General features: G+C 55.7%; 19 protein-coding genes and 2 tRNA genes. 17 read left to right on the forward strand and 4 right to left on the reverse strand.

Translation table 11 applies throughout. The features are described from left to right. Positions 1–40 precede the first annotated feature (40 nt). The gene (locus QEN58_RS01475) at positions 41–940 is read left to right on the forward strand and encodes a DMT family transporter (protein ID WP_280105444.1); all 900 of its coding nucleotides are present in this window, start codon (positions 41–43) and stop codon (positions 938–940) included. On the opposite strand, the gene QEN58_RS01480 is transcribed toward QEN58_RS01475, so the two are convergent. The 3 genes from QEN58_RS01480 to QEN58_RS01490 are packed head-to-tail and all read right to left on the reverse strand — an operon-like array spanning position 918 to position 3,854. Beyond that, on the reverse strand, positions 918–1,667 hold the full coding sequence (locus tag QEN58_RS01480) for an ABC transporter ATP-binding protein (protein ID WP_280105445.1): 750 nt from the start codon (positions 1,665–1,667) through the stop codon (positions 918–920). The two genes, QEN58_RS01475 and QEN58_RS01480, sit on opposite strands and share 23 nt — an antisense overlap. Next, entirely contained in the window at positions 1,661–2,731 is a 1,071-nt protein-coding gene (locus tag QEN58_RS01485) for a FecCD family ABC transporter permease (RefSeq protein WP_280105446.1), read from the reverse strand. The genes QEN58_RS01480 and QEN58_RS01485 overlap by 7 nt, the downstream gene beginning before the upstream one ends. After that, complete coding sequence (locus QEN58_RS01490; RefSeq protein ID WP_280105447.1) at positions 2,721–3,854, reverse strand: ABC transporter substrate-binding protein; 1,134 nt, start codon at positions 3,852–3,854, stop codon at positions 2,721–2,723. Before QEN58_RS01490 ends, QEN58_RS01485 begins: the two co-directional genes overlap by 11 nt. 265 nt (positions 3,855–4,119) lie before the next feature. On the opposite strand from QEN58_RS01490, the gene QEN58_RS01495 reads away from it, so the two are divergent. The 5 genes from QEN58_RS01495 to greA all read left to right on the forward strand — a co-directional run bounded on the left by QEN58_RS01495 (position 4,120) and on the right by greA (position 10,625). Next, positions 4,120–4,401, forward strand: a complete 282-nt coding sequence (locus tag QEN58_RS01495) for a DUF2218 domain-containing protein (RefSeq protein ID WP_280105448.1) — start codon at positions 4,120–4,122, stop codon at positions 4,399–4,401. 80 nt (positions 4,402–4,481) lie between these two features. Continuing rightward, positions 4,482–5,288 carry a 4-hydroxy-tetrahydrodipicolinate reductase gene (gene dapB / locus QEN58_RS01500; protein ID WP_280105449.1) on the forward strand — a complete coding sequence of 269 codons (807 nt, stop codon included), beginning with the start codon at positions 4,482–4,484 and terminating at the stop codon, positions 5,286–5,288. 426 nt (positions 5,289–5,714) lie between these two features. Continuing rightward, the gene (carA, locus tag QEN58_RS01505; protein WP_280106882.1) at positions 5,715–6,860 is read left to right on the forward strand and encodes a glutamine-hydrolyzing carbamoyl-phosphate synthase small subunit; all 1,146 of its coding nucleotides are present in this window, start codon (positions 5,715–5,717) and stop codon (positions 6,858–6,860) included. A gap of 61 nt (positions 6,861–6,921) precedes the next feature. Further along, positions 6,922–10,152 (forward strand): carbamoyl-phosphate synthase large subunit, encoded by a 3,231-nt coding sequence (carB, locus tag QEN58_RS01510; protein WP_280105450.1) that lies wholly within the window; start codon positions 6,922–6,924, stop codon positions 10,150–10,152. After that, a complete protein-coding gene (greA, locus tag QEN58_RS01515) occupies positions 10,149–10,625 on the forward strand; it encodes a transcription elongation factor GreA (RefSeq protein ID WP_280105451.1) in 477 nt (158 codons plus the stop codon). Before carB ends, greA begins: the two co-directional genes overlap by 4 nt. A 122-nt stretch (positions 10,626–10,747) precedes the next feature. Here greA and yhbY read toward each other — a convergent pair whose 3' ends face one another. After that, positions 10,748–11,074, reverse strand: coding sequence for a ribosome assembly RNA-binding protein YhbY (gene yhbY, locus QEN58_RS01520; protein ID WP_008958789.1), 327 nt, complete (start codon positions 11,072–11,074; stop codon positions 10,748–10,750). A 114-nt stretch (positions 11,075–11,188) separates the two neighbouring features. On the opposite strand from yhbY, the gene rlmE reads away from it, so the two are divergent. The 11 genes from rlmE (at position 11,189) to infB (ending at position 23,111) form a co-directional block, all read left to right on the forward strand. Beyond that, entirely contained in the window at positions 11,189–11,836 is a 648-nt protein-coding gene (gene rlmE, locus QEN58_RS01525) for a 23S rRNA (uridine(2552)-2'-O)-methyltransferase RlmE (RefSeq protein WP_035582941.1), read from the forward strand. A 245-nt stretch (positions 11,837–12,081) separates the two neighbouring features. Then, positions 12,082–14,112 (forward strand): ATP-dependent zinc metalloprotease FtsH, encoded by a 2,031-nt coding sequence (gene ftsH, locus QEN58_RS01530; RefSeq protein ID WP_280105452.1) that lies wholly within the window; start codon positions 12,082–12,084, stop codon positions 14,110–14,112. A 105-nt stretch (positions 14,113–14,217) separates the two neighbouring features. Then, a complete protein-coding gene (folP, locus tag QEN58_RS01535; protein ID WP_280105453.1) occupies positions 14,218–15,132 on the forward strand; it encodes a dihydropteroate synthase in 915 nt (304 codons plus the stop codon). Further along, on the forward strand, positions 15,129–16,478 hold the full coding sequence (gene glmM / locus QEN58_RS01540) for a phosphoglucosamine mutase (protein WP_280105454.1): 1,350 nt from the start codon (positions 15,129–15,131) through the stop codon (positions 16,476–16,478). Before folP ends, glmM begins: the two co-directional genes overlap by 4 nt. A gap of 147 nt (positions 16,479–16,625) precedes the next feature. Next, positions 16,626–17,375: a triose-phosphate isomerase gene (gene tpiA, locus QEN58_RS01545; protein ID WP_280105455.1), complete on the forward strand. Its 750-nt coding sequence runs from the start codon at positions 16,626–16,628 to the stop codon at positions 17,373–17,375. A 4-nt stretch (positions 17,376–17,379) separates the two neighbouring features. Next, positions 17,380–17,739 (forward strand): preprotein translocase subunit SecG, encoded by a 360-nt coding sequence (gene secG, locus QEN58_RS01550; RefSeq protein ID WP_280105456.1) that lies wholly within the window; start codon positions 17,380–17,382, stop codon positions 17,737–17,739. Between the two features lie 30 nt (positions 17,740–17,769). Further along, positions 17,770–17,856 (forward strand) — tRNA-Leu (locus QEN58_RS01555). Between the two features lie 161 nt (positions 17,857–18,017). Further along, positions 18,018–18,094, forward strand: a tRNA-Met gene (locus tag QEN58_RS01560). A 346-nt stretch (positions 18,095–18,440) separates the two neighbouring features. Next, positions 18,441–18,902, forward strand: coding sequence for a ribosome maturation factor RimP (gene rimP, locus QEN58_RS01565; protein ID WP_007111828.1), 462 nt, complete (start codon positions 18,441–18,443; stop codon positions 18,900–18,902). Between the two features lie 72 nt (positions 18,903–18,974). Further along, positions 18,975–20,489, forward strand: a complete 1,515-nt coding sequence (gene nusA / locus QEN58_RS01570) for a transcription termination factor NusA (protein ID WP_071695106.1) — start codon at positions 18,975–18,977, stop codon at positions 20,487–20,489. A gap of 27 nt (positions 20,490–20,516) precedes the next feature. Beyond that, positions 20,517–23,111, forward strand: coding sequence for a translation initiation factor IF-2 (gene infB, locus QEN58_RS01575; RefSeq protein ID WP_280105457.1), 2,595 nt, complete (start codon positions 20,517–20,519; stop codon positions 23,109–23,111). Positions 23,112–23,127 lie beyond the last annotated feature (16 nt).

Here is a 23,127-nt window from a genome sequence, read left to right on the forward strand (position 1 = left end):
TTCGCCGGGGGTTTTTGCTGTTGAGGGAATGCTGCGCGTCATGGATCATCTTGAAGAAAGGCCCACCTTGGGTATTGTGCTGCGGGTACTCTCTGGCCTGCTTTTTACCGGGATGCTGGTGTGCATTAAGGCAGTCAGTGACGAAGTGCCTGTGGGGCAGTCGGTGTTTTTTCGCTCGCTGTTTGCGCTGCTGCCTATCGTCGTTTTCCTACTTCTGCGTCGGGAGTTCCCACGCGGATTGGCGACGCGCCGCCCGCTGGGGCATGCGTTGCGCTCTGGCCTGGGGGCGGCGGCGATGTTCGCCTCTTTTGCCGCCGTGGCGCTTTTGCCGGTGGCGGAAGCAACCCTGCTCGCTCAGCTTACGCCGGTCTTTATGGCGATTGGTGGGGTGTTGCTATTGGGGGAGCGCTTCTCGCTTAATCGCGCGGGTGGCGTGGTGCTGGCGCTTGCCGGGGTGGCCGTGCTGATTTTGCCTGGACTCAATGCCAGTTCCAGTAATGGTCAATCGACCGGGTACGCGCTAGGGGCGTTGAGTGCGCTGTTAACCGCTGGGGCGCTACTGACTGTCAGGCGAATTTCGCGAACGGAGACGGCTGCTTCAATCGCCTTCTACTTTATTTTGGTGGCTGCGCTGGCCGGGTTGGCGACGCTTCCGCTGGGTTGGGCGGCGCTTACCAGGGTCGAATTTGCGCTTTTAGTATTATCAGGCCTGTTTGGCGGTGCTGCACATATCGCGATGACATTAGCCCTGCGCTACGCCGAGGCATCGCGTTTGGCACCTTTCGAATATATTGCCCTGGTGTGGCCCGTGCTCGCCGATTGGGTGTTGTTTGGAATACCCGTCTCCAGCGGCTTTCTGCTAGCGCTACCGCTGATGCTAAGCGGGGTAGCGCTAGCGGCGATGGAAGGGCGGCGGTTTAAATGGCTGCTTCGACGATAAGCTGTGGTTGGCCTTTTGAGCAGGACTCGATCCGCGCAGATACCTGATAAACCTGATGGAGCAGCGCAGGCGTGATCACCTCGGCGGTGGGGCCGCAGGCAATCAGGCGGCCATTTTCGAGCATCATGGCGGCATCGGCGAAACGTAGCGCATGCCCCAGGTCGTGGAGTGCCACCAGAATCAGCATCTGGCGCTCATCAGCTAACCGCCGCAGCACCGTCAATAGGCTGATCTGGCGGTTAAGGTCGAGCGCCGAGGTGGGTTCGTCCAGCATCAGAATCTCGGGCTCTTGCACCAGGGCCTGGGCAGCGCTAACCAGTTGGCGCTGCCCGCCGCTAAGGTCGCCAATATCGCGTTCGCCTAGGGCCGTAATGCTGAGTTCCTCCAGCGCGCGATCAACCTGCACTAAATCCTCAGGCTGCACTTTTAATCCACGCCCCTGCATACGCGCTAAAAGCACTGATTCATAGACCGTCAGCACGGCCTTGGCGCCGGTGTCCTGGGGCATATAGCCCACGGGGCGCTCGGCGCTGGTGCCGCTGATAATCACTTCACCTTCGCCTTTCAATAACCCTAACACGCGGCGAAAAAGCGTCGATTTACCCGCCGCATTGGGCCCCAGCAGGGCGACGACTTGCCCGCCTTGAAAGCAGGGCGTGGTGATCTCTTCCAGAATAGGGCGACGGCCGTAACGGGCGGATACACGGTTCAGTTGTAGGGTTACCATGAGGCCTTCTTGTGGTTAAGCACTAGAAATAGGAAGAAGGGAATGCCCACCAGCGAGGTGATAATGCCAATGGGAATAATGGTGCCGGGGATAATGATCTTGGAGATAACCGAGCCAACGGAGAGGATCAGTGCGCCGCACAGGGCCGAGCCGGGGAGGAAGAAGCGCTGATCCTCGCCCAGTAAAATGCGCGCAATATGCGGGCCCACCAAGCCGATAAAACCAATAGTGCCTACGAACGCCACCGCGATGGCGGCGAGAAGTGACACCAGCACCAGCACTTCCAAGCGCAGCGCGCGGGGATTGACGCCCATGCTCTCGGCTTTGGCATCGCCCAGGCGCATGGCGGTCAGCGCCCAGCCATGCCGGGCAAGCAGCGGCATCGACAAGGCAAGAATGCTAAGGGCGATCCAGAACTTCGGCCAGGTGGCTTTGGTTAAGCTGCCCATCGTCCAAAACACCACTGCGGAGACCGCCTCCTGGCTGGCAAAGAACTGAATCAGCGCCATCAGCGAGTTGAAGATAAACACCATGGCGATGCCGAGCAGCACAATGGTTTCTACCGTGACGCCGCGCTTAAGGCTTAAGGCATGAATTAAGAAGGCGGTAAACATGGCCATCACGAAGGCGTTGATGGGCACCACGAACTCAATGGCGGCAGGCACCAGCGCCACGCCGAAGGCGAGACCCAGTGCGGCGCCAAAACTGGCCCCAGCGGATATACCCAAGGTGAACGGGCTGGCTAGCGGGTTGCTCAGAATGGTTTGCATCTGTGCCCCGGCCACCGACAGGCTGGCACCCACCACCAGCGCCATCAGCGCCACCGGCATGCGGATTTCCCAGAGAATGACTCGCGCCTGCTGGCTAACGTTATCTGGGGTAAACAGCGCCGCGATCACTTCACCCAGGCTATAGCGGGCGGGCCCCAGCGCCAGGTCGACGCAGAGGCTAAAAAATAGCGCTAAAACCAGTGCCGCCAGTATCATCTGGCGGCGGAAAACCTGGCTATGGTAGAAAGCACGCCCCTGGGAGACGTGTTCGCTTGTTCCTATTTCAGTCCTCATGGAGCGTTAACCAATAGCCGGGTTCATAGTCGATGGGCAAGAAGCGTTCGTGCAGCTCCTCCATTGTGGCGTTGGGATCCAGGTCTTCAAACAGCTCGGGGTGTAGCCACTTGGCTAACTGCTGAACGGCCACGAAGTAGTAAGGGCTGTTGTAAAATTGGTGCCAAATAGCGTGGAAGTTGCCTGATTCCACCGCTTCGATGCCGGTCATCGCGGTGCGCTTGGTCAGCGCTTCCAGCTTAGTGCGGGCGAGCTGCATATCAGAGCCAGGGCCTACGCCGACCCAGTTACCGCCCGGCACGTAGGCGTCCCAGTTGCCGCCGGTGACGACCACATGGTCAGGGTTGGCAGCAATAATCTGTTCAGGGTTCAGGTTGCCGAAACTGTTAGGAATGATGCCCTCGGCAATATTGCTACCGCCCGCTAGGGTGACATACTCGCCAAAGTTGGCAGGGCCAAAGCTCATGCAGCACTCGTCGGAGTAGCCGCCGGCCCGGTCAATAAACACGCTGGGGCGCTCCGGGTTGGCCTCTGCGATGACATCGGTTACCCGTGCCAACTGCGTCTCGGCAAACTCGATGAACTCTTCCGCCGCTTCTTCATCGTCCATGATCTGGCCGATAATGCGCATGGAGGGAATGGTGTGTTCAAGCGGGTCTTCGCGAAAATCCACATAGACAATGGGAATGCCGAGTTGTGCCAGCTTGTCGTCGTAGGCGGCGTCCTCTGTAGCGGCTTTGGCCTCAATGTTCATCAGTACTACGTCAGGGTTAAGCGACGCAGCCTGCTCTACGTCAAAAGTGCCGTCTTTGAAACCGCCAAAGGTGGGGATCGCTTCGATTTCGGGGAAACGTTCGGCGTAACGGGCATAGTTATCGGGATCCGCCTGAGAAAAGTCTTCGCGCCAACCGACCACGTGGGCAAAAGGATCTTCAGGTTCGAGCAACCCAAGCAAATAAATTTGCCGACCTTCGCCTAAAATCACCCGTTCGGCAGGGGCGTCCAGGGTGATTTGGCGGCCAGCCACATCGGTGACGGTGATAGCGTCAGCCATAGCAGTTGCACTGCAAGCAAACGTGATAAGCGTACCAAGCAGAAGTTTTAAGCGCGGAGAATTGAGCATTTTTTAACTCGTTGGTCGATATTGGTTAACAGGGCTGGCATCGCTGATGGGTTTTAATGGTTTGATAGCACAGAGATGCAGTTGCTATTGTAACTGATTAGCGTTTAGGCGGCATTATTGGGGTGCCGCGCTTAATGGTCAACATGCTACGCTCTACTTTTAGCATTTATTCCCCGGCGGTGAATTCACGCATCTGGTTCTAAGCGGCAAAGCGATATTGATGCATTGTTGGTTAGCAAGTACTTACTTTTCTGGAGGGGCCGCTATGCCTTTGTCTCGTGTTGAAATTGTCACGCCTTCCGCCGAGCGTTTAATCAATCGGCTCTGCAAACACTGGGCGCATAAGCTGGAGGTCGAGCAAAGCGACCAGCAAGCCACCATTACGTTTGCCACAGGCACCTGCTTGATGCTCGCGGAGCCCGATAAATTAGTGGTGGCTCTCGAAACCCTCGAAGAGGAGCATCTGGATGAACTGGAAGGGGTAGTCGAGCGACACTTGGTGCGTATGGCCGGTGATGAAGAGCTGGCGATTGTTTGGGAGAACTAGACTACGGCTGGTCTGCTATAATCGCGCTGATTTTGAAAACATAAGTCTTACGCACCGAAACGCAGAGCGCAGGAGTTCGCATGACCCGAATTGCCATTGTAGGCGTGGCTGGCCGCATGGGCCGTACGTTGGTAAATGCTGTAGAGCAGGATACAGAGGCGACGCTAGCTGGTGGGATCGTGGAGCCCGGCAGTTCCTTGGCGGGCGCTGACATTGGCGAGCTTGCGGGTGTAGGTAAGCGCGGCGTCGTTGCGGTCGATTCGCTCGCGTCGATTGTCGCTGATTTCGATGTGTTGATCGACTTCACAGCCCCTCAGGTCACTCTTGGTAATCTGGCATTCTGTGCCAAGCACGGCAAACGTATCGTGATTGGCACCACCGGCATGAGCGATGATGAGCTGGCCCAGTTGGATAGCTACCGCGACAAGGTGGCCATGGTGTTCGCGCCCAATATGAGCGTCGGCGTCAATTTGACCCTGAAGCTGCTCGAAACCGCTGCTAAAGCATTGGGCGATGAAGGCTACGACATTGAAGTGATTGAGTCCCATCACCGCCATAAAGTTGATGCCCCTTCCGGTACCGCGATCAAAATGGGCGAAGTAATCGCCGACAGCTTGGGGCGTAACCTGAAAGAGCACGGTGTGTTCGAGCGAGTCGGCCAGTGCGGCCCACGTACCGACAAAGAGATCGGCTTTGCCACCGTTCGAGCGGGCGATATCGTAGGAGAGCACACGGTAATGTTTGCTACTGAAGGCGAGCGCATTGAAATCACTCATAAGGCCTCTAGCCGGATGACCTTTGCCAAAGGTGCGGTTCGCGCGGCGCGCTGGGTCGCTGGTAAAGAGAGCGGCCGTTATGACATGCAGGATGTGTTAGGTTTGGATTGAGGCGTTACTAATGCTAGGACAGCCCTGTCACTCAGGGGTAGTTTTAGGTCAAAAATTCCTGTAACATTTCAAAAATTTTGGCCGGGTGGCTTAGAAGCTCTGACTTACAGACTTTAAACGGCGCGCTTGTTGCGTTGGCCAGCCCAAAGCCTGCCCCGAGTTTGCTACTAGTAAGTTAATAGTTATGCGGCTCCGAAAGGCATCGAACAACAAGCGGGATGAAACCGATTCTTTTTATCGGCTTCGTCCCGCTTTTTTACGGCCCTTGTTTTAATGGCAAACGCTTTAATGGCAAGCGCTTTAATGACAGACGCTTTAACGACGATAGTTTTGATAACTAGCGTCGTGGATGAATGAAGAAATTGCTGAGCCTGCGCCCTCAGGCTCCCACCAGCATGGGAGGATCTTGTTTTGAATAACCCCGCATTGAGCAAACCCGCAATATTGGCCTTGGAAGATGGCAGCGTGTTCCACGGCATCGCCATTGGCGCGGACGGATTAACAAGCGGTGAGGTGGTGTTCAATACGGCCATGACCGGTTATCAAGAAATCCTCACCGACCCCTCTTACACCCGCCAAATCGTTACCCTCACCTATCCCCATATCGGCAACACCGGCATTAACGCAGAAGACATTGAGTCCGCCTCTATTGCTGCGGCAGGGCTGGTCATTCGTGATCTACCGTTAATGGCCAGCAGCTTCCGCTCAGAGCAGTCGCTGTCGGATTACCTAAAAAGCCAGAATGTGCTGGGCATTGCCGATATTGATACCCGCCGCCTAACGCGCATTTTGCGCGATAAAGGCGCGCAGAACGGGGCGATTTTAGCGGGTGCTGACGCTGAAGGTTACGACGCGGTGGCGCGGGCGCTGGAAGCCGCCAAGGCTTTCCCTGGTCTGAAGGGTATGGATTTGGCCAAAGAAGTCTCGTGTAAAGAGGCCTACGAGTGGTCGGAAGGTGAGTGGACACTGGGTGAAGGCTACGCTGATGCTGCTAAAAGTGAGCGCCCTTACCATGTGGTGGCGTTTGACTACGGCGTGAAATTCAACATCCTGCGCATGCTGGCCGCCCGCGGCTGTCGACTGACGGTGGTGCCCGCGCAAACACCCGCCGCTGACGTTCTGGCGATGAAGCCTGATGGCGTGTTTTTAGCCAATGGCCCTGGCGATCCAGAACCCTGCGACTACGCCATTAAAGCGATTCAAGATGTGCTGGAAACCGATATTCCGGTGTTTGGTATTTGCCTGGGCCACCAGCTGCTGGCGCTTGCCGCCGGGGCGAAGACGGTCAAAATGAGCCACGGCCACCATGGTGCCAACCATCCGGTGCAGGATTTGGATACCGGCACAGTGATGATCACCAGCCAGAACCACGGTTTTGCGGCGGATGAAGCAACACTGCCTGCCAACGTACGTGCAACGCACCGGTCGCTGTTCGATGGCACCTTGCAAGGGATTGAGCTCACCGACCGCCCCGCGTTCAGCTTTCAGGGTCATCCAGAAGCGAGCCCCGGCCCGCGTGATGTGGCGCCGCTGTTTGATCGCTTCGTGGGCATGATGCAGGCGCGTCGCTAACGCGCCTGTCCCATCACCGTCTTTTTGTTGCTCATCGTCACCATTTTTTGCGGGAACCGTTATGCCTAAGCGTACCGACATCAACACTATTTTGATCATTGGCGCTGGCCCGATTGTGATCGGCCAGGCCTGCGAATTCGATTACTCTGGCGCCCAGGCGTGTAAAGCGCTGCGCGAAGAGGGTTACCGGGTTGTTTTGGTCAACTCCAACCCCGCCACCATCATGACCGATCCGGCCATGGCCGATGCTACTTACATCGAGCCGATTACCTGGCAGACGGTAGAGAAGATCATCGAGGCGGAGCGCCCCGACGCGATTCTACCGACCATGGGTGGCCAGACGGCGCTCAACTGCGCCCTCGAGCTTGAAAAACATGGCGTGCTCGAGAAATTTGGCGTCGAGATGATCGGTGCTAACGCCGATGCGATTAACATGGCCGAAGACCGCGATCTGTTTGATCAGGCCATGAAACGCATTGGCTTGGAGTGCCCTAAAGCGAAAGTCGCCCACACCATGGATGAGGCGTGGGAGATTCAGGCAGAGCTGGGTTTCCCGACCATTATTCGCCCTTCCTACACTATGGGCGGCTCCGGCGGCGGCGTAGCGTACAACAAGGAAGAGTTCGAAGAGATCTGTACCCGCGGTTTTGAACTCTCCAACAACCACGAGCTGCTCATTGATGAGTCGCTGCTGGGTTGGAAAGAGTACGAGATGGAGGTTGTGCGCGACAAAAACGACAACTGCATCATCGTCTGCGCGATTGAAAACTTCGACCCCATGGGCGTGCACACCGGTGACTCCATCACCGTGGCCCCGGCACAAACGCTGACGGATAAAGAGTATCAGATCATGCGTGACGCCAGCCTCGCGGTACTGCGCGAGATTGGTGTAGAGACCGGTGGCTCTAACGTCCAGTTCGGTATGGACCCCAAAACCGGTCGTTTGGTGGTCATTGAGATGAACCCGCGGGTGTCGCGTTCCTCGGCGCTGGCCTCTAAAGCGACCGGTTTCCCGATTGCTAAAATCGCCGCGAAATTGGCGATTGGCTATACCCTGGACGAGCTGCAGAACGATATTACCGGTGGGCGTACACCAGCATCGTTCGAGCCGTCTATCGATTACGTGGTCACCAAGATTCCACGCTTCACCTTTGAGAAATTCCCCCAGGCTAACGATCGTCTGACGACGCAGATGAAGTCGGTGGGTGAGGTGATGGCGATTGGCCGCACGTTCCAAGAGTCGCTGCAGAAAGCGCTGCGAGGCCTGGAAACCGGCAACGATGGTCTTGATCCGATCATTACCGATTTTACGCCGGACAACATGGCGATTATCCAGGGTGAGCTCCAGGCCGCCGGTGCCGAGCGTATTTTCTACGTGGCAGATGCCATGCGCTCGGGCATGAGCGTCGATGAGGTCTTTGCACTGACCAATATCGACCCCTGGTTCCTGGTGCAGTTGGAAGATCTGGTGCTGACTGAAAGCGCCGTTGCCAAGCGTTCGTTGGCTGACTTCTCTGCTCGTGAGCTCTATCAGCTCAAGCGCAAAGGTTTTGGCGATGCACGCCTGGCTAAGCTGCTCAGCGTCAGCGAAAAAGAGTTCCGTCAAACCCGTCAGGCTGCCGGTATTCGCCCGGTTTATAAGCGCGTCGATACCTGTGCTGCGGAGTTTGCTTCGGACACCGCCTATATGTACTCCACCTATGAAGAGGAGTGCGAGGCGGATGTGTCTGACCGTCAGAAAATTATGGTGCTGGGCGGTGGTCCTAATCGTATCGGCCAGGGTATCGAGTTTGACTACTGCTGCGTTCACGCCGCCTTCGCCATGCGTGATGACGGCTATGAAACCATCATGGTCAACTGCAACCCGGAAACCGTCTCTACCGATTACGACACCTCTGATCGCCTCTACTTCGAGCCGGTAACGCTGGAAGACGTGCTCGAAATCGCCGACAAAGAGAAGCCGGTGGGCGTGATCGTTCAGTTCGGTGGTCAGACACCATTGAAGCTGGCCCGTGAGCTGGAGGCGGCCGGTGTACCGATTATCGGTACCACGCCGGACGCTATCGACCGCGCCGAAGACCGCGAGCGCTTCCAGGTGATGATCGACAAGCTGGGCCTGAAGCAGCCGCCCAATGCCACGGCGCGCAGCTTTGCCGAGGCTTTCGATAAAGCCGAAGCGATTGGTTACCCGCTGGTAGTGCGCCCAAGCTACGTATTGGGTGGCCGGGCCATGGAGATCGTTTACGACGCCTCCGAGCTTGAAAACTACATGACCCACGCGGTGAAGGTCTCCAACGACTCACCGGTGCTGCTGGATCACTTTTTGAGTGCCGCGATCGAGATCGATATCGATGCGGTGTCGGATGGTCAACAGGTAGTGATTGGCGGCATCATGCAGCACGTAGAGCAAGCGGGCGTTCACTCCGGTGACTCCGCCTGTGCGCTGCCGCCTTACTCGCTACCTGCGGATGTACAGGATGAGATGCGCCACCAGGTGAAACAGATGGCCGTTGAGCTGGGTGTTAAAGGCTTAATGAACGTGCAGCTGGCCTGGCAGGATGGCGAGATCTACGTGATCGAGGTTAATCCCCGCGCTTCGCGTACGGTGCCCTTTGTATCCAAGTGCATCGGTACCTCGCTGGCGCAGATTGCGGCCCGCTGCATGGCCGGTAAAACACTTGCGGAGCAGGGCTTTGAGAAGGAAATCGTACCGCACTTCTATAGTGTTAAAGAGGCGGTTTTCCCGTTCAATAAATTCCAGGGGGTCGACCCGATTCTCTCGCCGGAAATGAAGTCCACCGGCGAAGTGATGGGCTCTGGCGACACCTTTGCAGAAGCCTTCTTCAAGGCGCAGTTGGGGGCAGGTGAGGCCATTCCTGGGCTTACCGGCGAGCGTAAAGCGTTCCTGTCTGTACGCGAGCCGGACAAGGCAGGGATTATCGAAGTGGGTCGTTCTCTGTTAGCATTAGGCTTTACGCTATGTGCTACACGGGGAACAGCGGCTGCTTTGGAAGCTGCCGGGCTTGCCGTGGAGCACGTCAATAAAGTTTACGAAGGTCGTCCCCATATCGTCGATCTGCTTAAGAACGACGAAATTGCCTACATTGTGAACACTACTGAAGGTCGTCAGGCTATTAACGACTCTTCGGTCATTCGCCGTACTGCTCTCGCGCGCAAGGTGCCCTATGCGACCACCTTGGCGGGCGCTAATGCTGTTTGCATGGCGCTTGAGTACGGTAGGGAGATTACGGTGCGGCGCCTTCAGGATCTGCATGCAGGAGCAAGTCAATGAACAAGGTCCCGATGACAGTTGCGGGAGAAAGAAGCCTTCGTGAAGAGCTCGATCACCTTAAAAGCGAAGCGCGTCCGCAGGTGATCGCGGCCATCGCCGAGGCGCGTGAGCACGGTGATCTCAAGGAGAACGCCGAGTATCACGCCGCTCGCGAGCAGCAGGGGTTTATCGAAGGGCGAATTCAGGAGATCGAAAGTAAGCTCTCTGTCGCTCAAGTGATTGATGTCACCAAACTGCCGAAAACCGGCAAAGTGATTTTCGGCGTAACCGTGTCGCTAATGAATCTGGATACTGATGCGGAAGTCACTTACCGTATCGTTGGCGAAGATGAAGCGGATATTAAGTCTGGCCGCATTTCGGTCACCTCCCCGATTGCCCGTGCCCTGATCGGCAAGGAAGAGGGAGACGTTGTGGTGGTCAAAACCCCCGGCGGCGACGTGGAGTATGAGGTAGGTAGCGTCGAATACGTTTGATCGAAAAATGCCCCTTCGGTTGGCCTTGGTTAGGTCGGTCGAAGGGGCGTTTTAGTATCATCGCCGCGCTCTGTCTTAAGTAGTGTTCTTGAGAGAGTGTTAGAGCGAGTTCAAGCGAATGGTTAATGGCGGCCGTGATGGTTCTCGAAGCGGGTAACGTTAGAAAGCTTCGGGTTCACCTGCGGGTTTCTGCGGTAGAGCAGCGCCATTTTGCCAATGGTCTGTACCAGGTCGGCACGGCTATTGGCGATCAGTTCGGCTATCATAGCAGCCCGATCATCACGCTCAGGAATGGCAAGCTTCACTTTGATCAATTCGTGATCGGTAAGTGCGCGGTTAAGTTCTGCAAGCAAATTTTCGGAGACGCCGTTCTCAGAAACGGTGACCACTGGGTTGAGATGGTGGCCAATGCTACGAAATGCTTTCTTTTGTGCCTGTGACAAGCTCATGGTATCTTGCGGTATCCCGGTTAGCGCTTAACGCTCCATCTTACGGTGAAACGTCACCGAGTGAAAGCGATCGCGTGAATGCGCCCATCTCTTATTCCAGTGTTAGATTCCCACATGCAGCAAAAGCCCCCAAACCGAAAACATTCTGTTAGCAAGACCAGCAATAACTGGAAGAAGGAGCACTTTGACGACCAGTACGTGAAGCAGAGCTGGCAAGATGGCTACCGCTCCCGTGCCAGCTATAAGCTGATCGAGTTGGATGAAAAGGATAAACTGCTGCGCCCTGGCATGACGGTGATTGATCTTGGGGCAGCCCCCGGTGGGTGGAGTCAAATCGCTGCGGAGAGGGTAGGGCCGGAAGGTGTGGTGATTGCCTCTGATATTCTGGAAATGGATGCACTGGCCGGTGTGGACTTTATCCAAGGCGATTTCACTGAAGAGGCGGTACTAGAGGCGATATTAAAACGCCTGGATAATCGCCGTGTAGACCTTGTGATGTCGGATATGGCCCCCAATATGAGTGGTATGGCGGCGATTGATCAGCCTCAGGCGATGTATTTAGTGGAGCTAGCGTTAGAGCTCGCACGTGAAACGTTGTCACCTGGTGGTCGGTTTTTAGCTAAAGTATTCCAGGGGGAAGGTTTTGACGCCTATTTGAAAGAGTTGCGCGGCAGCTTTAGCAAGGTGGTAACCCGTAAGCCAGATGCTTCCCGAGCACGTTCACGGGAAGTTTATTTTCTGGCCGAAGGGTTTCGCGGGTGACTGTCTTTAGGTAGGAGGCACCGCCCGTGTGGTTCATAGCCAAGATTTATCAGCGCGATTGCCAGACAGGCAAGCGCAACGTGTGTCACATTAGGCGCCATAATTGCGCGTGACACAGATGGCCCGAGGCATAATATAAGACGCTTTGGCAATGGTTGAACGCTTGATGCTGATGTAATGTCCTAGTAGAAGGATTTATAAGCATCAGGGTTTAACTGACAGATTCTTGTAATGAGGGTAGCCCCTTGAATGATATGGCGAAGAACCTGATTCTGTGGTTGGTCATCGCGGCCGTCCTACTGACTGTGTTCAATAATTTCAGCACCGAAAGCGCACCGCAAAACACTAACTATTCCCAGTTTGTGCAGCAGGTGCAAAATCAGCAGGTACGTAGCGTAACGATTGATGGTTACACCATCACTGGTGAGCGTACGGATGGCTCTCAGTTTCAGACAATCCGCCCATCGGCAGAAGATCCGAAGCTGATGGACGATCTGTTGAGCAATAATGTGACGGTCGTGGGCAAAGAGCCAGAGCAGCAAAGCATCTGGACGCGGCTACTTATTGCCAGCTTCCCGATTTTGCTGATTTTGGGCATCTTTATGTTCTTCATGCGCCAAATGCAAGGTGGCGCCGGTGGCGGTAAAGGCGGCCCGATGAGCTTTGGTAAGTCGAAGGCCAAGCTGCTCTCCCAGGATCAGATCAAGACGACCTTTGCCGACGTGGCTGGCTGTGATGAAGCCAAGGAAGAAGTCGAAGAGTTGGTAGACTTCCTGCGTGACCCGACTAAATTTCAGCGCTTGGGCGGTACGATTCCCCGCGGCGTATTAATGGTAGGGCCTCCAGGTACCGGTAAAACGCTGCTGGCAAAATCGATTGCTGGCGAAGCGAAAGTACCGTTCTTCTCAATTTCCGGTTCAGACTTCGTGGAAATGTTTGTCGGTGTGGGTGCATCGCGTGTGCGCGACATGTTCGAGCAGGCTAAGAAGCAGGCGCCGTGCATCATCTTTATCGATGAGATTGACGCTGTGGGTCGCTCACGCGGCGCTGGCATGGGTGGCGGTAACGACGAGCGCGAACAGACGTTGAATCAGCTGCTGGTTGAAATGGATGGTTTTGAGGCCAACGAAGGCGTCATCGTTATCGCCGCGACTAACCGTCCTGACGTACTCGACCCTGCGCTTATGCGCCCCGGCCGCTTTGACCGTCAGGTAACGGTCGGCTTGCCGGACATTCGTGGTCGTGAGCACATTTTGGGCGTTCACCTGCGTAAAGTGCCACTGGGTGATGACGTAAAACCGCAGTTGATCGCACGTGGTACGCCTGGTTTCTCAGGCGCGGATTTGGCCAACCTCGTCAACGAAGCTGCCCTGTTTGCCGCGCGCCGCAATAAGCGCTTGGTCAGCATGGAAGAGCTTGAGCTGGCGAAGGACAAGATCATGATGGGCGCTGAGCGCAAATCGATGGTCATGACCGACAAAGAGAAGCTCAATACGGCTTACCATGAGTCGGGTCACGCCATTATCGGTTTGGTCGTGCCTTCCCATGATCCGGTCTACAAAGTAACGATTATCCCGCGGGGTCGTGCGCTGGGTGTCACTATGTTCCTGCCGGAAGAGGATCGCTACAGCCTCTCTCGTCAGCAAATTCTGGGGCAAATCTGCTCGCTGTTTGGTGGCCGTATTGCCGAAGAGATGACGCTAGGCCCGAACGGCGTGACCACGGGTGCCTCCAACGACATCAAGCGTGCTACAGAGCTGGCTCACAACATGGTTGCTAAGTGGGGCTTGTCCGACGAAATGGGCCCGATCATGTACGACGAGGATGAGTCTCATCAGTTCCTCGGCGGCCCGGGTCAGGGCGGTGGTAAGATGAAGTCGGGTGACACCACCACGCGCCTTGATAAGGAAGTCCGCAAAATCATCGACGATTGCTACGAGCAGGCACGCCAAATCCTGACCGATAATCGCGATAAGCTGGATGCCATGGCCGAGGCTTTGATGAAGTACGAGACCATTGATGCCGCTCAGTTGAAGGACATCATGGAAGGTCGTGATCCGCGCCCACCAGAAGGCTGGGACGACGGTGACTCATCCGGTGGCGGTACCCCTGTCAACGATGACAAGCCGCAAGTGAAGGCCGAAGACGACGCTTCTTCTAGCGCTTCTGGAAGTGATTCTTCTGGCGGCAGTGATTCTGGAGACAATGGTGAAGAGGATGACGACAAACCGCGTCGCCGTCCCTCAGACCCGCTAGGCGGTCCTGCCGGTCCATAGCCGTCGGCATCGTCGTATGAGCAAAAGGCGCCCTGTCAGGGGCGCCTTTTTTGTTATGCTGTGTGCATACCACTGCAATGTTTATTTTCTTGATCAGGCTGCAGCATGAAATCAATTTTGGACACATCCTCCACACGCACCGCAGAAAATGCTTTTCAACTGCGTTGCGGACGTCATCTGCTGGATCTCTCCTTTCCCCGGGTAATGGGCATTCTTAATGTGACCCCTGACTCTTTTTCCGATGGTGGTCAGCATGTGTCATTGGATGGCGCTTTGCGCCACGCCGAGCGAATGCTGGCCGAAGGGGCGGCGATAATAGATGTGGGCGGCGAATCGACTCGCCCTGGCGCTACCCCTGTCAGTCCCCAGGAGGAGCTGGATCGGGTGGCGCCGGTGGTGGAAATTCTGGTTCGTGAGCTGGATGCGCTGGTGTCGGTGGATACCAGCTGCCCGACGGTCATACGCGAGGCGAGCGAGCTGGGCGCTGGAATGATTAACGATGTGCGCGCGTTAGAGCGCGATGGGGCGCTGCTGGCTGCGGTGGGTAGTGGTTTGCCCGTTTGCTTGATGCATCGACAGGGTGAGCCGCAAGATATGCAGGAGTCACCCGCTTATCAGCGCCCTATCGAGGAAGAGGTGGCTGACTATTTGTCACGCCGGATTGCCGAGTGCGAGGCAGCCGGTTTGCGCCGTAATCGATTATTGATAGATCCAGGTTTTGGCTTCGGCAAAACCGTCGAACACAATCTACGCTTACTCAAATACATGGAAACTTTTCAGTCATTTGAGCTTCCCTTGCTGGTGGGTATGTCACGCAAGAGTATGATTGGTAAAGTATTGGGCCGCCCGGTAGAGGAGCGTTTGCCGGGGGGCTTGGCGCTCGCTGCTATGGCAGTGGAGCGTGGGGCAAATATTTTGCGCGTGCATGATGTGGCTGAAACGGTCGATGCAGTCAATATGGCATGGGCGGTACTTCAAGAAGGCTGCGAGCCGCCGCTAAACAAGGAGTTTGACGCATGACAAGGCGCTATTTTGGGACGGATGGTATTCGCGGTACGGTGGGTAAATCGCCGATTACCGCTGATTTTATGCTCAAACTGGGCTGGGCGGCGGGGCAGGTGCTGCGCCGTGATAAAGGCCGAACGCGGGTTCTGATCGGCAAAGACACGCGAATTTCTGGCTATATGTTCGAATCCGCCCTAGAAGCAGGGCTTTCCGCAGCGGGGGTCGATGTGTCGCTGCTAGGGCCAATGCCCACGCCGGGCATTGCCTACTTAACGCGCACCTTTCGTGCCGATGCGGGCATCGTCATTTCGGCGTCGCACAATCCGTTTGATGATAACGGCATCAAGTTTTTCTCCGCGGAGGGCAAGAAACTGCCTGATGAGACAGAGGATCGTATTGAGGCGATGTTAGAAGCGCCGCTGACTACGGCTGAAGCCGCTCAGCTGGGTAAGGCGACGCGTATCGACGACGCCTCAGGCCGTTATATCGAGTTTTGCAAATCGACTCTGCCTGACCGGCTTAGTCTGCACGGTCTCAAAATCGTCTTAGATTGTGCTCACGGTGCCACTTATCATATCGCGCCCAATGTGTTCCGCGAGCTGGGGGCTGATGTCACTACTATTGGCTCTGCGCCCGACGGGTTGAATATTAACCAGCAGGTGGGCTCAACGCACCCTGCTGCTCTGCGTGCTGCCGTGATTCAGCAAAATGCTGATTTGGGGATCGCCTTTGATGGCGATGGTGATCGCCTGTTGCTGGTGGACGGCGACGGTCGCGAAGTTGATGGCGACGATATTCTCTATCTGATTGCCCGCGATCGCCACGAGCGTGGTTTGCTGCAAGGCGGCGTAGTAGGCACGGTGATGTCGAATTTTGGCCTGGCGATGGCGCTGGACAAGCTGGGAATCCCCTTTGAGCGAGCTAAAGTGGGTGATCGCTTTGTGATGGAGCGCATGGCCGCCAATGGGTGGGAGCTAGGCGGTGAGTCGTCGGGGCATATAGTCTGTGGTCATGTGCAGACCACCGGCGACGGGGTCGTCTCCGCGTTGCAGGTTTTGGCACTGATGATGCGCGAGCAAAAAAGCCTGCCGATACTCTTAAAAGAGCTGGAGAAAGTGCCCCAGGCGCTGGTTAATGTACGCTTGCCCGCCCATGTCAGCGCAAAAGAGGTCATGGAGACGGCGGCACTTCAACAGGCGGTGGCCGCTTTAGAGCATGAGTTAGGCGATGAGGGTCGAGTGCTGCTACGTCCATCAGGTACTGAGCCGCTAATTCGTGTGATGGTGGAGGGTCGCGCTCATTTGGATGTCGACCAATTGGCACGCACCTTGGCTGATCAAGTTCAGGCACTGCTTGATTAAACATGCTTAACCAACCAGCACAGCAAAACGGTTCAGCACACTTGTTTAGTAAACATGTTTCGCAAACCCAGCCTGTGGCTATAACAGCGGTTGTCTTGACAAGGCCGCTCCTATACCATTTCGCTCCACCTTGAGTGAGGAGAGTCGATGCGTACGCCTTTAATTGCCGGCAACTGGAAAATGAACGGTTCCGTGGCGTTGATCAATGAATTCGGCCAGGCCTTCTCCGCCGCCGTATCGCCAACGAACGTGGATGTCGTTATTATTCCGCCGTTCCCCTATTTGGATGCAGCGCGCCAAGCGTTTGAAGGTACGGTGCTATCATTAGGCGCGCAAACGCTGAACCCTATTCACTCTGGGGCGCATACCGGCGAAGTGAGTGGCCGCATGCTAAAAGAGTTTGCGGTCTCTTATGTCTTGGTGGGGCACTCCGAACGACGCCAGCTTTATAAAGAGAGCGATGAACAGATTTTCGCGCGCCTATTAGCCGCGTTAAGTGTCGATCTCAAGCCGATCCTTTGTGTGGGTGAGTCTCTAGAGGAGCGTGACGCAGGTCGCACGATGGATGTTGTGCTTCGTCAAGTGGGCTATGTCATGTCCCGCTTAGAGCCCGATCAGCGCAAGCAGGTCGTGATTGCCTATGAGCCTGTTTGGGCCATTGGCACTGGTCGCACGGCGACGCCCGAGCAAGCACAGGACGTCATGGCAGGCATTCGCGCCTACCAAGCGGGTTTTGATAAGGGGCTCGCTGAGCAACTGCGTTTGCTTTACGGCGGCAGTATGAACGCAAGCAATGCGGCTGAGCTGCTCGCTCAGCCAGATATCGACGGCGGTCTAGTGGGCGGAGCCTCACTCAAGATCGATGATTTTTATGCCATTTGTCAGTCAGCAGGATAACGCCATGCAAGTTGCAATTCTTATGATTCATGTGGTGATTGCGGTCGCCCTGGTGGTACTCATTCTGCTTCAGCAGGGTAAAGGTGCCGAAGCCGGTGCAGCCTTCGGGGGCGGTGCATCACAAACCGTGTTTGGTTCGCGGGGCAGCGGTAACTTCTTGTCGCGCACCACGGCTTTGTTGGCGGCGGGTTTTTTCGCCACCTCAATGGCGCTGGCTTACTTTGCCACCCAGGCAGGCCAGGCACCCGAAGCGGGTATCCCCGATTCGCGTCTGATCGAGCAGCAGCAAAACGTTCCAACGCTTGACGACAGGCCTGCGGATGTGGATAATGCCGCGCCAGTGCTAGAGGAAAGCAGCGAGTAAGTGGCTGACTGTTTTTTAGCCTCCCCTGATGCCGAAGTGGTGGAATTGGTAGACACGCTATCTTGAGGGGGTAGTGACCGTATGGTCGTGCGGGTTCAAGTCCCGCCTTCGGCACCATCTGTTTTGCTGGCTAGCCAGCTTCCCAGAACGTTTCTTTCGTTACCAGAATGCCAGCTTGGCACCTGAGATGAAAAAGACAGCTTTAAGTAAGTGGTTCTTGAAGCAAGTAGTTCTTGACGTGAGTAGCTTTAGTGTCTATTATCGTCGACCTAGATTGATGCGGGGTGGAGCAGTCTGGTAGCTCGTCGGGCTCATAACCCGAAGGTCATCGGTTCAAATCCGGTCCCCGCTACCATTTTCTAGTTGCATGTGATGGTTGTTTTCTTTTAGAAAAATAGAAAACAGTCAGTCATACCAGGTACAGCCTGCTACATGTTGCTAAGATGGTACTCAAGGTTTCTTTCAAAAAGCCCCTTCCAGTGAAGGGGCTTTTTGTTAGCAGCTTTTAGCTAGCAAAGGCGCTTGGTGCTGCTGCATTGGCGCCCGCCTTGTTGGCAAAAATATCGTTAGCACGAATATCTTAATAGCGGATGTCGTCCGGAAAACCGGAGACACATTCCCGAGTAACGCCAATCAGCCACCTAGCTTTTCTAATAACTCCTGGCCAGGTGCCTGATGCAACGGCTATAGGAGCTTTGTCTGTGGCCACTAAACACGCTGCGCTTCACGCGCTGATCGAACCTGTTGTTGCTGCCATGGGCTTTGAGCTATGGGGCATCGACCATCTTTCCCAGGGCAAAAACTCGCGGCTGGTGATCTACATCGAGCGCGAGAGTGGTGTCAGCGTGGAAGACTGCGCAGATATTAGCCGCCAAGTCAGTGCTGTTATGGATGTAGAAGACCCCATTGCCGGTGAGTACCGGTTGGAAGTCTCCTCGCCAGGCATGGCACGTCCCTTGTATTCCCTGGATCAGTTTACCCGCTTTCAAGGTCATCACGTCGCGCTGAAACTGCGCACTGCCTTTGACGGGCGGCGCAAGTATCAAGGGCTTTTGGTCGGTGTTGAGGGGGATGAAGTACTGTTACAACTGGATGGCGAAGAGTACTGCTTTCCAATTGAGAGTATTGATTCTGCTCACATTGTACCGCAGTTCGACGATTGACCGGGTGGCGGCGCTGCCGGCAGGCTGCCGGGGTGATGCACATAAGGATAGGTTTTCTGGCGAGGCATACGCATGAGTAAAGAAATTTTAATGGTCGTTGACGCGATCTCCAATGAGAAGGGCGTCCCGCGTGATGTCATCTTCGAGGCGGTAGAAGCCGCTCTTGCGAGCGCGTCACGCAAGCGTTTTGAAAGAGAAGAAGCCAATGTGCGCGTGCATATTGACCGTCGCACTGGCGAATACGAAACCTTCCGCACCTGGACCGTTGTGGAAGATGACGAATTCGAAACGCCAGATTACGAAATTAAAGAGAGCATCGCCGAGCAGCGCGATCCGCCGCTGAAATTAGGCGATGTTGTCGAAAAAAGCATCGAAAATGCGTCGTTTGGCCGTATCGCTGCACAAACCGCGAAGCAGGTGATCGTGCAGAAAGTACGCGAAGCCGAGCGGGCCGAAGTCGTGCGCCAGTATGCCGATCGCGAAGGTGAACTGGTTGCGGGCATCGTTAAAAAGACCACGCGTGATGGCCTGATCATTGATTTGGGTGAAAACGCTGAGGCGTTTTTGCCGCGCAATGAAATGATTCACGGCGAACGTTACCGCATGAACGAGCGGGTACGTGCCCTTTTGGTCAAAGTCGACCCGGACGCTCGTGGCGCCCAGCTCCAGCTATCGCGGACGTGTCCCGAGCTGATTATTGAACTGTTCAAAATCGAAGTGCCTGAAATCGCTGAACAGTTGATTGAGATCAAAGGTGCTGCTCGCGACCCCGGTTCACGCGCCAAAATTGCGGTAAAAACCAATGATCGCCGCATTGATCCTGTCGGTGCCTGTGTGGGTATGCGCGGTTCGCGCGTTCAGGCGGTCTCTTCGGAGCTGCAGAACGAACGCGTTGATATCGTGCTGTGGGACGATAATCCTGCCCAATTGGTGATTAACGCCATGGCACCTGCCGATGTTGGGTCTATCCTTGTGGACGAAGACGCCCACGCAATGGATGTGGCCGTGGCGCAGGATAACCTTGCTCAGGCGATTGGCAGGAGCGGCCAGAACGTGCGTTTGGCTTCTGAACTTACCGGCTGGCGGATTAATGTCATGACCGAAGAGGAAGCGGAGTCTAAGCGCGACCAAGAGATTGATAGCCTGGTGGACTCTTTTATTCAGCACCTTGAAGTGGATGAAGACGTCGCTCGCCTGTTAGTGGAAGAGGGGTTCACTACCCTGGAAGAAGTCGCCTACGTGCCGATGGAAGAAATGCTCGAAATCGAAGAGTTCGATGAAGATATAGTAGAGCAGCTACGCGCACGTGCGAAAGACGAGCTGCTGACGATGGCGATTGCCTCGGAAGAAGCGCTAGACGGTGCCCAGCCAGCAGCTGATCTGCTGGAGATGGATGGCATGGAGCGCCACCTGGCCTTCATTCTGGCCAGTCGCGGCATTGTCACCATGGAAGATCTCGCCGAGCAGTCTGTCGACGATCTGGTCGATATCGAGGAGTTGGACGAAGCGCGCGCAGCGGCACTGATCATGACTGCCCGTGCGCCCTGGTTTGAAGTCGATGACGCATCGGATTCGAACACACAGTAAACAGGTCACGGGCTGAGGAGGGTCAATATGTCAGATATGACAGTTAAAGATTTCGCAGGAAAGGTGGGCCGTGATGTGCCTCGCCTACTAGAGCAAATGAAAGAAGCGGGTTTAAAGCACGCTTCTGAAAGCGATGCTGTATCTGAAGAAGATAAGCAGAAGTTGCTGAGTTTCTTGAAGAAGAGCCACGGCGGTAGCGACACCCCTGAAGCGGGTAAGAACCGCATCACGCTGACGCGCAAAACCCGTAGCCGTATCAATACCGGTGAGCGCGGCAAAAGCATCGAAGTGCAGGTACGTAAGAAAAAAACCTACGTAAAAAGCGCTGAAGATGAAAAGCCGAAAGCACCGGAGCCTAGCTACACCGGCCCGCGCCAGCTAGTGGGCGATATGGCAGAAGCCGAAGCTGAGCGCAAAGTGTCTGATGCGCGTGAAGCCGAAGAAAAAGCCGCTGCTAAGAAAGCCCGTGCTGCACAGGTAGCTGAGGCAACCGCGCGTAGCAATAAAGAAGCTGAAGCGACGGCACGTAGCAACAAAGAGGCTGAATCAACGCCCAAAGTCGCCAAAGCAGCTGCGACGCCTGATATCGAAGTGCCCAACCTAGAGATTGATGACACGCCGTCCGGTGACGATATGCCGCCAGCGCCGCCGAAAGAAGGCCGCTCTGACCGTCGTACCGCTCCGCCGAAGAAAACGGCAGCGAAGGCTAAAGGTCGTCGTGACGATGAAGATCGTGGTGATCGCGAAGAGCGCAAGCGCGGTGGCGGCGGTAAGAAGGTCAAACGTGCCGAGCAGCGTCGTGGTGGTCGCCGTGGTGGCAACCAAACCGGCAATGGCAAGCACGCTTTCCAGAAGCCGACCCAGCCGATCGTGCGCGAAGTATCGATTCCTGAATCGATCAGCGTAGCGGAATTGGCCGACAAGATGTCGATCAAGGCCAATGAAGTGATCAAGGCCATGTTTAACATGGGCGCGGCGGTTACCATCAACCAAACCATCGATCAGGATACGGCTGCGATCGTGGTGGAAGAGATGGGTCATACGCCGAAGCTGGTGAAAGATGACGCGCTGGAAACGGAAATGCTCGAAGGCATCTCCTATGAAGGCGAAGAGATCACTCGTTCACCCGTTGTTACGGTGATGGGTCACGTTGACCACGGTAAGACTTCGTTGCTGGATTACATCCGTAAAGCGAAAGTAGCGACCGGTGAAGCGGGCGGTATTACCCAGCATATCGGCGCCTACCACGTGGAAGATAACCACGGTGGCGTTACCTTCCTGGATACCCCAGGCCACGCGGCGTTTACCGCTATGCGTGCCCGTGGTGCCAAGGCAACGGACGTCGTCATTCTGGTTGTTGCCGCGGATGACGGCGTGATGCCACAGACGATTGAAGCGATCGAGCACTCCAAGGCCGCTGAAGTACCGATGGTGGTGGCGGTGAACAAGATCGATAAGCAGGGGATCGATCTGGATCGCATCAAGAACGAGCTTTCCCAGCACGGCGTGATTTCAGAAGAGTGGGGCGGTGATACCCAGTTTGTTCACGTGTCTGCTAAGACCGGTGAAGGTATGGAAGAGCTGCTGGAAGCGATCCAGTTGGCCTCCGAAGTGCTTGAGTTAAAAGCCGTGCCTTCCGCGCCGGGTAAAGGTGTTGTGGTTGAGTCACGCCTTGATAAAGGTCGTGGTCCGGTCGCTACCGTGTTGGTTCAGAACGGTACGCTGAAAAAGGGCGATATCGTCCTGGCTGGCCTGCACTATGGTCGTGTACGTGCGCTGACCAACGAACTGGCCCAGCAGGTTGATTCGGTTGGCCCTGCGATGCCAGTAGAAATTCAAGGCTTGGGCGGCACGCCGGATGCCGGTGATGACTTTATGGTCGTGGCTGACGAGAAGAAAGCTCGCGAAGTAGCGAACTTCCGTCAAGGCAAATACCGCGAAGTGCGCCTGGCACGTCAGCAGAAGGCCAAGCTGGAGAACATGTTCAGCCAGATGGGCCAAGACGAAGTGGCCAAGGTCAATATCGTCCTCAAGGCCGATGTTCAAGGCTCACTGGAAGCGATCAAAGGCGCCCTGGAAGAGCTCTCCACTGATGAAGTCGAAGTGGCGGTGGTCTCTTCGGGTGTCGGTGGTATCACCGGTACCGATGCCAACCTGGCGCTTGCATCTGAAGCCATCGTGGTCGGCTTTAACGTCCGTGCTGATGCCGCTGCCCGTGAGATCGTTGAGCGCGAAGGCCTGGATCTACGTTACTACAGCGTCATCTATCAGTTGATCGACGAGGTCAAACAGGCGATGAGCGGTATGCTCGCACCTGAGTGGAAAGAAGAGATCGTTGGTATTGCTGAAGTACGCGACGTCTTCCGTGCGCCGAAAATTGGTGCCATCGCCGGTTGTATGGTGGTTGAAGGCAACGTGCATCGTAATAAGAAGATCCGCGTGTTGCGTGATGACGTAGTAATCTACGAAGGCGAGCTCGAATCGCTGCGCCGCTTCAAAGACGATGTGCAGGAAGTGCGCAACGGTATGGAGTGTGGCATCGGCGTGAAGAACTACAACGATGTCCAAGTCGGCGATAAGATCGAAGTCTTCGACCAAGTGAAGGTCGAGCGTAGCCTGTAAGGCTGCGAGGAGCTAA

Origin of the sequence: Halomonas alkaliantarctica, from assembly GCF_029854215.1 — a bacterium.
Classification (GTDB): Bacteria; Pseudomonadota; Gammaproteobacteria; order Pseudomonadales; family Halomonadaceae; genus Vreelandella; species Vreelandella alkaliantarctica_A.